This window comes from Streptomyces sp. NPDC006476, assembly GCF_040612015.1.
Classification (GTDB): domain Bacteria; phylum Actinomycetota; class Actinomycetes; order Streptomycetales; family Streptomycetaceae; genus Streptomyces; species Streptomyces griseorubiginosus_B.
The window spans coordinates 185,111-193,429 of record NZ_JBEXPK010000005.1 but is presented as its reverse complement, the minus strand read 5'-3'; the positions used below and the strand labels follow the sequence as shown (position 1 = coordinate 193,429).

General features: G+C 71.6%; 6 protein-coding genes. 5 read left to right on the top strand and 1 reads right to left on the bottom strand.

Going from position 1 to position 8,319, the window contains the following annotated elements:
• Nucleotides 1-171: 171 nt before the first annotated feature.
• Nucleotides 172-951, bottom strand: coding sequence for a DUF3050 domain-containing protein (locus tag ABZZ74_RS08005; protein WP_356762442.1), 780 nt, complete (start codon nucleotides 949-951; stop codon nucleotides 172-174).
• Nucleotides 952-1,156: 205 nt separating this feature from the next.
• On the opposite strand from ABZZ74_RS08005, the gene ABZZ74_RS08000 reads away from it, so the two are divergent.
• Genes ABZZ74_RS08000 through ABZZ74_RS07980 form a run of 5 tightly spaced genes read left to right on the top strand, consistent with a single transcriptional unit; the run spans nucleotide 1,157 to nucleotide 8,316 of the window.
• Nucleotides 1,157-1,762 carry a hypothetical protein gene (locus tag ABZZ74_RS08000; RefSeq protein ID WP_356762505.1) on the top strand — a complete coding sequence of 202 codons (606 nt, stop codon included), beginning with the start codon at nucleotides 1,157-1,159 and terminating at the stop codon, nucleotides 1,760-1,762.
• A gap of 29 nt (nucleotides 1,763-1,791) precedes the next feature.
• Nucleotides 1,792-4,035 carry an aminodeoxychorismate synthase component I gene (gene pabB, locus ABZZ74_RS07995; RefSeq protein ID WP_356762441.1) on the top strand — a complete coding sequence of 748 codons (2,244 nt, stop codon included), beginning with the start codon at nucleotides 1,792-1,794 and terminating at the stop codon, nucleotides 4,033-4,035.
• Entirely contained in the window at nucleotides 4,032-5,555 is a 1,524-nt protein-coding gene (locus ABZZ74_RS07990; protein WP_356762440.1) for a benzoate-CoA ligase family protein, read from the top strand. The genes pabB and ABZZ74_RS07990 overlap by 4 nt, the downstream gene beginning before the upstream one ends.
• A gap of 23 nt (nucleotides 5,556-5,578) precedes the next feature.
• Nucleotides 5,579-7,141 carry a class I adenylate-forming enzyme family protein gene (locus tag ABZZ74_RS07985; protein WP_356762439.1) on the top strand — a complete coding sequence of 521 codons (1,563 nt, stop codon included), beginning with the start codon at nucleotides 5,579-5,581 and terminating at the stop codon, nucleotides 7,139-7,141.
• Nucleotides 7,138-8,316: an FAD-dependent monooxygenase gene (locus ABZZ74_RS07980; RefSeq protein ID WP_356762438.1), complete on the top strand. Its 1,179-nt coding sequence runs from the start codon at nucleotides 7,138-7,140 to the stop codon at nucleotides 8,314-8,316. The genes ABZZ74_RS07985 and ABZZ74_RS07980 overlap by 4 nt, the downstream gene beginning before the upstream one ends.
• Nucleotides 8,317-8,319: the final 3 nt, after the last annotated feature.

Below are 8,319 nucleotides of genomic sequence, written 5' to 3'. Positions count from 1 at the left end.
GAGACCGGCGCCCCGCACCACCGAGACCGCCACACGAGCCGCCGAGACCGGCGCCCCGCACCACCGAGACCGCCACACGAGCCGCCGAGACCGGCGCCCCGCACCACCGAGACCGCCACACGAGCCGCCGAGACCGGCGCGCTGGGCCGCCCCCGACCCACGTGCCGCTGCTCAACCCATCGCCTCCATGATGCCGTCCCACAGGCGTGACCTGGCCTCCAGGGCGAGGATGGCCGTTTCGACGGCCTGCTCCCAGCGGGTGTCGTCCGTGCCGCAGAGGTCGGCGACCATCTGCATGGCCATGGGGGTGTGTTCCTCGCCGTCGACCTCGATGTGGCGGGCGAGGTAGTCGCAGAAGAGCGGGAAGCGTTCCGTGCCCTCCTTCTTGATGACCTGGTCGAACATGTCGGGGATCAGGTCCTCGCGGGAGAAGGCGAAGGCGGCGGCCCGGCAGTGCAGGGGGCGGTCCTCGATGATGCCGAAGGTCGTGCGCACGAAGTCGGACGCGGGGAGCGGTACTTGGGCACCGCGCAGGGCGGCCGGCACGCCGTGGCCCTCCCCTATCAGACCGAGGAACGTGTCGACACGGGTCGTGTCGGCCCCCGCCTCCTCCATACCGGCGCGGTAGAGCTCGAAGTGGCTGGTGAAGCCGCCGTTCAGTTCGTCGCTCTCCTCGACGAGGACGATGTCGTTGATGAGGCGCCGGCTGACCTGTGAACCACGCGGGCGCCAGGGGACGTCGACGCAGGTGAGTTCGCGTTGCAGCGACTTCAGCAGGGACATGAAGTCCCACACCGCGAAGACGTGGTGGGCCATGAACGTGGCCATGTCCGCCCGGCTGTTTATGTGCCGGTAAATCGGGTGCGCGGTCACTTCTTTTCGTGCCGGTTCGATCACGGAACGCGCCCGGTCGATTCCTTCGTGCTGCATGTCCCAGTCGTACCTCGACATGGTTCTCCTTCGGTTCGGGGAAGATGAGGGAAAGTCGGGGGAAGGCGATCGTGCAGCTTTCACGAGTTACTCGGCAAGCGCTTTCGGCAATTCAGCGGAAGTTACCTCGAGTACCGATCTCTTACAACACGTCAAGGCGCCCGAAAAACTGATAAAGAGCCACGATACGGACACTCGAAAAAACCGTCATTGAAAATTGAACGCCATGTGGAGATCTTGCGTACCAGTCGTCGTGAGCAGCAATCCCGTCACCGTCACCGTGGCCTACCACGTGGTGCCGGGCCGAGAGGCCGACTTCCACTCGTGGGGGTGGGCGATGCTGGGCGCGAGCGCTCAGCAGCCGGGCTTCCTGGGGGGTGGCGTCCTTGTCGACCGAGAGGCGGAGTGGCATGTGGTCTATCGCTTCGCCAGCGAGGGAACGGCTCGGGCCTGGGAGGACTCCGCCGAGCGGGCGCAGTGGGACGTCGGGACGGCGGGCTTCGCCAGGCAGGCGGAGCGCCGGAGCGTACGCGGGTCCAAGGTGTGGTTCGACTCCCAGACCATCGCGCCGAAGGCGCCGGCCCCGCCTCCAAAATGGAAACTCTGGTTCATCAATATGAGCGCGGTTTTTCCGCCGGTGCTCCTGTTCAATCTGCTTGTCATTCCCTATCTCGGCGGACTCAATCCGCTCGTCCGCACACTGCTGTTGTGCCTGTGTGTGACGGCCCTCGTCACCTGGATTCTCATGCCACGGCTTCAGCGTTTCTTCAAGAAATGGCTGTATCCACCGCTCCAGGCACTGCGGGGACGGCACAAAAGACGGACCGCATAGGCCCGGAACGAAAAAAGGGAGGTGGGCGGGTGAAGACCCTGCTCATCGACAATTATGACTCGTACACGTACAACCTGTTCCAGCTGATCGCCGAGGTCAACGGCGAGGAACCGGTTGTGGTCCTGAACGACGTCGCCGACAGAATTCCCGATCTGGTGGGGTATCTCGCGGAATTCGACAATGTCGTCATCTCGCCGGGGCCCGGGCACCCCGCCGAACCTCGGGACTTCGGGCTCAGTGCCGCCGTGCTCGCCGCGTCCCCCATCCCCGTGCTCGGCGTCTGTCTGGGGCACCAGGGCATGGCGCTCGGCGAGGGGGCCCGCGTGGAACCCGCCCCTCAGCCACGGCACGGGCATCTGTCCACGGTCCGGCACGACGGACGGGACCTGTTCCTGGGGCTGCCGCAGGACATCACCGCGGTGCGCTACCACTCGCTGGCCGTGCACGAGCCGCTCCCGGAGACGCTGGAGGCCACCGCCTGGGCGGAGGACGGTGTGCTGATGGGGCTCAGGCACCGGAGCCGACCGCTGTGGGGGGTGCAGTTCCATCCGGAGTCGGTGCTGACCGAGTACGGCCACCGCATGCTCGTCAACTTCCGCAATCTGACGGCGGAACGGGCCCGTAAGCAGCGTACGAAGAACACCGCCGTCACCCCGGCCGCGGCGGCGATCCCCCAGCCGGCGGTCCCGCGTCCCCGGCACGCCGCCTCCCGTGCCTCCGCGCCGGCCATCCCCCGCCCCCGGCGCGCGATCCCCGCCTACCGTCTGCACACCCGGCGCATCGCCGGCGCGGTCGACGCGGAGGCGGCCTTCACGCGGATGTACGGGGCCTCGCCGCGGGCGTTCTGGCTGGACAGTGCCCTGGCGGAGGAGGGGCTCGCGCGGTTCTCGTTCTTCGGGGACGACAGCGGGCCGCTGGCGGAGTTCGTCCGTTACGACGTCGACAGCGGCCGGTGCGAGATCGAGCGGGCCGGGCGGCCGCCGCGCAAGGTGGCGGCGAGCGTCTTCGACTATCTGCGACGGCAGTTGACGAGCCGTCGGGTGGACGGCACCGGGCTGCCCTTCGACTTCACGGGGGGCTATGTCGGCTACTTCGGCTACGAGACGAAGGCCGACTGCGGGTCGCCGAACCGGCACTCCTCCGGCGTGCCGGACGCCTGCTGGCTGTTCGCGGACCGGATCGTCGCGGTGGATCATCTGAAGGGGTTCACCTACGCGGTCTGTCTCGCCGAGGACACCCCGCAGGCCGCGCGGGAGGCCGAGGACTGGCTCGAGAGCGCGCTGGCGCAGCTGTCGTTCGTCGCCGCCGAGTCCGAACCGCCCCCGCTGCCCGCCCGCGCGGAGCCCGACCTCGGCGCCGCCGAGCCCTGGCTGGTGCGGGACCGGGCGAGGTATCTCGCGGACATCGAGGCGTGCCAACGGGAGTTGCGCAACGGCACCAGCTACGAGATATGCCTGACGAACGCCGCGCGGTTACCCGCCCCGCCGGACGCGTTCGACTTCTACCGGGTGCTGCGGCGGGTGAACCCGGCACCGTACGCGGCCTTCCTGCGGTTCGGGGACGTGGACGTGGCCGGCTCCTCCCCCGAGCGGTTCCTGCGGATCACCCGGGACGGCGTCGCCGAGGCGCGGCCCATCAAGGGCACCGCGCCCCGGGGTGAGGGGCCCGAGGAGGACGCCCGGCTGCGGGACGCGCTGGCGGCGGACGCGAAGACCCGCGCCGAGAACCTGATGATCGTCGATCTGCTCCGCAACGACCTGGGCCGGGTCTGCCGGACCGGCTCGGTGCGGGTGACCCGGCTGATGGCCACCGAGACGTACGCCACGGTGCACCAGCTGGTCTCCACCGTCGAGGGACGGCTGCGGGAGGGCACGGACGCGGTGGACTGCGTACGGGCCTGCTTCCCCGGCGGCTCGATGACCGGGGCGCCCAAGCTGCGCACCCTGGAGATCATCGACTCCCTGGAGACGGAGGCCCGGGGTGTGTACTCCGGCGCTCTCGGCTACCTGGGGTGCAGCGGGGGCGCGGATCTCAACATCGTCATCCGTACGGCCGTGTTCGCGGACGGGCTGATGCAGCTGGGGGCCGGCGGCGCGATCGTCCTGGACTCCGATCCGGTCGCCGAGTACGACGAGATGCTGCTGAAGACGGCGGCCCCGATGCGGGCCCTGCACCTGCACACCGCGGAACGGATCCGTGAGCAGCGGCAGCACGCCTCGGCCCGTGCCGACGCCCGTCAGAAGCGCGCGGCGAGCGAGGAGCCGGTGCGATGACGACTCCGCAGAGCACGCTGGCCCCGGCCGACTTCGACGCGCCCGGCAACCTCGCCGCGCAGCTCGCCGGGCTCGCCGAGTGGCGGGGCTGGACCGACCGGCCGGCCTTCCACCAGGGGCACCGGGTGTGGACCCACGGACAGGTGCACGCCCTGGCGGCGAAGGCGGCGACCGTGCTCGATGGGCACGGGGTGCGGCCCGGGGACCGGGTGGTGCTGGCGCTGCCCGACGGGATCGCCTGGGTGACGGCGTTCCTCGCCACCGCCCGGCTCGGTGCCGCCGCCGTCCTGGTCAACCCCGAACTCCCCGCCGCCGACCAGGCGTTCATGGCCGCGGACACCGCCGCCGTGCTGTGTGTGACGGGACCGGGCCTGGAGGACCGCTTCGCCGGCCGGGAGCGGCTCGGCGCCGACCAGCTCCTCGCACTCAGCGCCTCCGCCGGACCGGCCCCGGCCCACCCGGTCGACGCGCACACACCGCTGTATGTGCAGTACACGTCCGGTACGACGGGCCGTCCCAAGGGTGTGGTGCACACGCACGGCGACCCGAAGACGTACCACGACCTCATCGGACGGCGGCTGCTGCGGATCACCCGGGACGACGTCACCCTGTCGGTGTCGAAGCTGTACTTCGCCTACGGCTTCGGCAACGGATTCGTCTTCCCGCTCTTCTCCGGCTCCTCCGCCGTGCTGGTGGACCGGCGTCCGACCCCGGCCGCCGTGGACGAGCTGGTCGCCCGGCACCAGGTGACGCTGCTGTACTCGGTGCCGTCCGCCTACGCCGCGCTGGTGGCCGACCGGGGCAGCGGGCACGAGGCCTGCTTCGCCTCCGTGCGGGCCGCGGTGTCGGCGGGCGAGGGGCTGCCGGACGGGCTCGGCGGACGGATCACCGAGCTGCTCGGGGCGCCGGTGCTGGAGCAGATCGGCTCCACCGAGGCCGGTCACGCCTTCTGCGCCAACAGCTTCGAGCACAACCACCCGGGCACCGTCGGGCGTCCCGTGCCCGGCTTCGAGGTGGAGCTGCGCGACCGCGCGGGCCGGCCGGTCCCCGACGGCACCGAGGGCGAACTGTGGGTGCGCGGCCCGACGGTGACCCCCGGCTACCTCAACCGCCCCGAGGAGACGGCCCGCACCCTGGTCGGCGGCTGGCTCGCCACGCACGACCGGGCGGTGCGCGAACCGGACGGTTCCTACCGGCACCTGGGCCGCGCCGACGACATGGAGATGGTCGGCGGGATCACCGTCTCCCCGCTGGAGGTGGAGGCGGTGCTGCGCACCCATCCGGCGGTGCGGGAGGTCGCGGTCGTGACCGTCACCGACGGCACCGGCGTCGGCCGGCTGCGCGCCTTCGTCGTCCCCGTCACGCCCGTCCCGGACGGTCTGCGGGACGACCTCCTGCGCCTGGCGCGCGAGCGGCTCGCCGCCTTCAAGGTGCCCCGCAGCGTGAGCCTGGTGGCGTCCCTGCCCCGCACCCCCACCGGCAAGCTCCGCCGTCACCTCGTCCGCCAGGGCGCCTGGTGACCATCAATGAAGGGAACGGCCAGATGCGACAGCAGCAACCACCGCTCGCCGACCGGGGGTTCTACCTGGGTCAGGTGTTCCGCCGGGCGGCCGACCGGCACGGAGCCGTCTTCGTCACCCTGGACCGGCCGCTGGACACCCACCCCGCCCTCGGCGTCGACCTCACCTACTCGGCGCTCGCGGACGCCGTCGAGGACCTGTCGGGCCGACTGTGGGCGGCCGGGGTACGGCCCTCGGAGCAGGTGGTCGTACACAAGACGGACAACGTCGACATCGTGTTGCTGACCTGCGCGATCTCCCGGATCGGCGCGGTGCCGGTGCTGCTGTCCCCCGCCCTGGCGGGTGAAGTGGTGGGGCAGTTGACCGAGCGGCTGCGCGAGCCTTGGCTGGTCACCGACCGGGCCAAGCTCGAGGGGCCACTGAAGGGGCTGAAGCCCGCCGTGCGGTGCGTGCTGTCCGTGGACGACGCGCCCGGCGCCGAGTCCCTGGCCAAGCACGCGGACGCCGAACGCCCGGCCCCGGTGCGTCTGCATCCGCGCGAACCGTCGCTCATCACCCACAGTTCGGGCACGACCGGCCTGCCCAAGCTCGCCGTGCACTGCGCGAACACCATGTGGAACCGGCTGGTGCCGCAGAAGGCGATGGGCTGGCCGACGCGCGGCGAGACGGCCGCGCTGCACATGTCGTTCGTGCACTCGCGCTTCTACCATCTGCTCGGCGTGCTGCTGCACTTCGGCAGTCCGCTCGTGCTGATCACCGACCCCGACCCGGCCACCGTGGGACCCCTGCTCACCCGGCACCGGCCCGGCATCGTCGAGACCCATCCCAACACCTTCGTGCTGTGGGAGGAGTTGGCGGACGCACCGGGCGCGCCCCTGTCGCGGGTGAAGTCGTACGGCTCGACGTTCGACGCGATCCATCCGCGCACGGTACGGCGGCTGCTGGACGCCTCCAGGCGCCGTACGCCCTGGCTGATCCAGCTGTACGGGCAGAGCGAGACCGGGCCGGTGGCCTTCCAGTGGTTCACCCGGCGCAGTGCCGCGCGCGCGGACGGACGGCGGGTCGGGATCGGGATACCGGGGTTCACCCGGGTAAGGGTCACCGGGCCCGACGGGCGGCCCGTCGCGCCGGGCACGCCCGGACGGATCGAGGCGCGCACCCGGGGACGGATCCTCACGTATCTCGGCATGCAGGACCGCTACGACCGGCAGCTGAACGACGGCTGGTGGGAGATGGGCGACATGGGGCACCGCAGCCGCCTGGGCGCCCTGCACCTGATCGACCGGGAGATCGACCGGATCGACTCCGTGCACAGCAATCTGGAGATCGAGGACGCGCTGATGGACCGCCTGGAGGAGCTGCGTGAGGTCGTCATCGTGCCGGGTGCGGACCGGGAGCCGGTGCCGGTGGTGTGCGTACGGGGCGAGCGGCCACTGGACCCGCAGCGGTGGCGGGAGGCGACCGCCGATCTGCCGGCGTTGGCCGAGCCTCGGCAGTGGCGGTTCGAGGAACTGCCGATGACCGCGACCTGGAAGGTCAAGCGGGTGGAGATCAGCCGGATGCTGACGGAGGGCGCACGCGCGTGAATCCGGTCGTGGTGGTCGGAGCCGGGCCCGTGGGGCTGTCGGCGGCGCTCGGGCTGCGGGCTCGTGGGCTGCCGGTCGTGCTGCTGGAGGCGGACGCCGAGGACCGCGAACGGCCGGGCAGCCGGGCCCTGTTCGTGCACCGCGAGACGCTCGCGCTGCTCGACGGGATGCTGCCGGGACTGGCCGGGGAGATCACGGCGTACGGGCGTACCTGGCAGACGAAACGGACCCTGTACCGGGGGCGGGAGGTGTACTCCCGCACCTTCCCGCCCCCGTCCGGCCCGCCGCCCTTCACCAGCCTGCGTCAGGTGGACACCGAGCGCTTTCTGCGGGGGGCCTGCGAGCGGGCGGGGGTGGAGTTCGTGTGGGGCACACGGGTCACGGGCGTGCGGACGACACCGGACGAGGCGGTGCTGACCTGCGCGGACGGGCGGGAGTGGAGCTGCGGGTACGTCGTGGCGGCGGACGGCGCGCGGTCGGCCGTGCGGCGGGGGCTGGGCATTCCCATGGAGGGAGAGCGTGGCGAGGGCTTCCATGTGGTCGTCGACGTGGCGGAGGCCGAGGGCGCCGAGCCGGTGTCCGAGCGGGTCTTCCACTACGAGCATCCGGGCGTCGGCGGGCGCAGTGTGATGCGGGTGCCGTTCGCCGGGGGGTTCCAGGTCGATCTGCAGTGCCGGGACGACGACGCGCAGGAGGACTTCGGCACCCGGGAGGCGGTACGGCGGTGGCTGCCGGCGGTCGTGGGCGACGGGTACGCCGAGCGGATCCTGTGGGTGTCGACGTACCGCTTCCTGCGGATGGTGGCGGCCTCCTTCACGGATCAGCACCGGCGGGTGCTGCTCGTCGGTGAGGCGGCCCACCTCTTCCCGCCGTTCGGGGCGCGCGGGATGAACAGCGGGATCGCGGACGCGGCGGCGGCCGCGGAGGCGGTCGCGGCGGGTACGGCGGACGCGGTCGGTGAGTTCGCGCGACTGCGGCGGGCCGCGGGGCTGTTCAACAGCGCCGCCGCCCAGACCGCGCTCGACCATCTGCGGCCCCGGCGCCGGATCGTCCGGGCCAGACAGCGCGCGGCGGCGGTCCTCGCGCCCATGCTGCCGTGGTGCGGGGCATGGCTGGAGCACGCGCCGTACGGGCCGCGGAACGGAGCCCCGGTGGTCGCCGGCGGCAAGTACTGAGGG

Excerpts from the sequence above, each read along its gene's own strand:
- ABZZ74_RS08000 (WP_356762505.1), top strand. The coding sequence starts at position 1,157 with ATGTGGAGATCTTGCGTACCAGTCGTCGTGAGCAGCAATCCCGTCACC.
- ABZZ74_RS07985 (WP_356762439.1), top strand. The coding sequence starts at position 5,579 with ATGCGACAGCAGCAACCACCGCTCGCCGACCGGGGGTTCTACCTGGGT.
- ABZZ74_RS07990 (WP_356762440.1), top strand. The coding sequence starts at position 4,032 with ATGACGACTCCGCAGAGCACGCTGGCCCCGGCCGACTTCGACGCGCCC.
- ABZZ74_RS08005 (WP_356762442.1), bottom strand. The coding sequence starts at position 951 with ATGTCGAGGTACGACTGGGACATGCAGCACGAAGGAATCGACCGGGCG.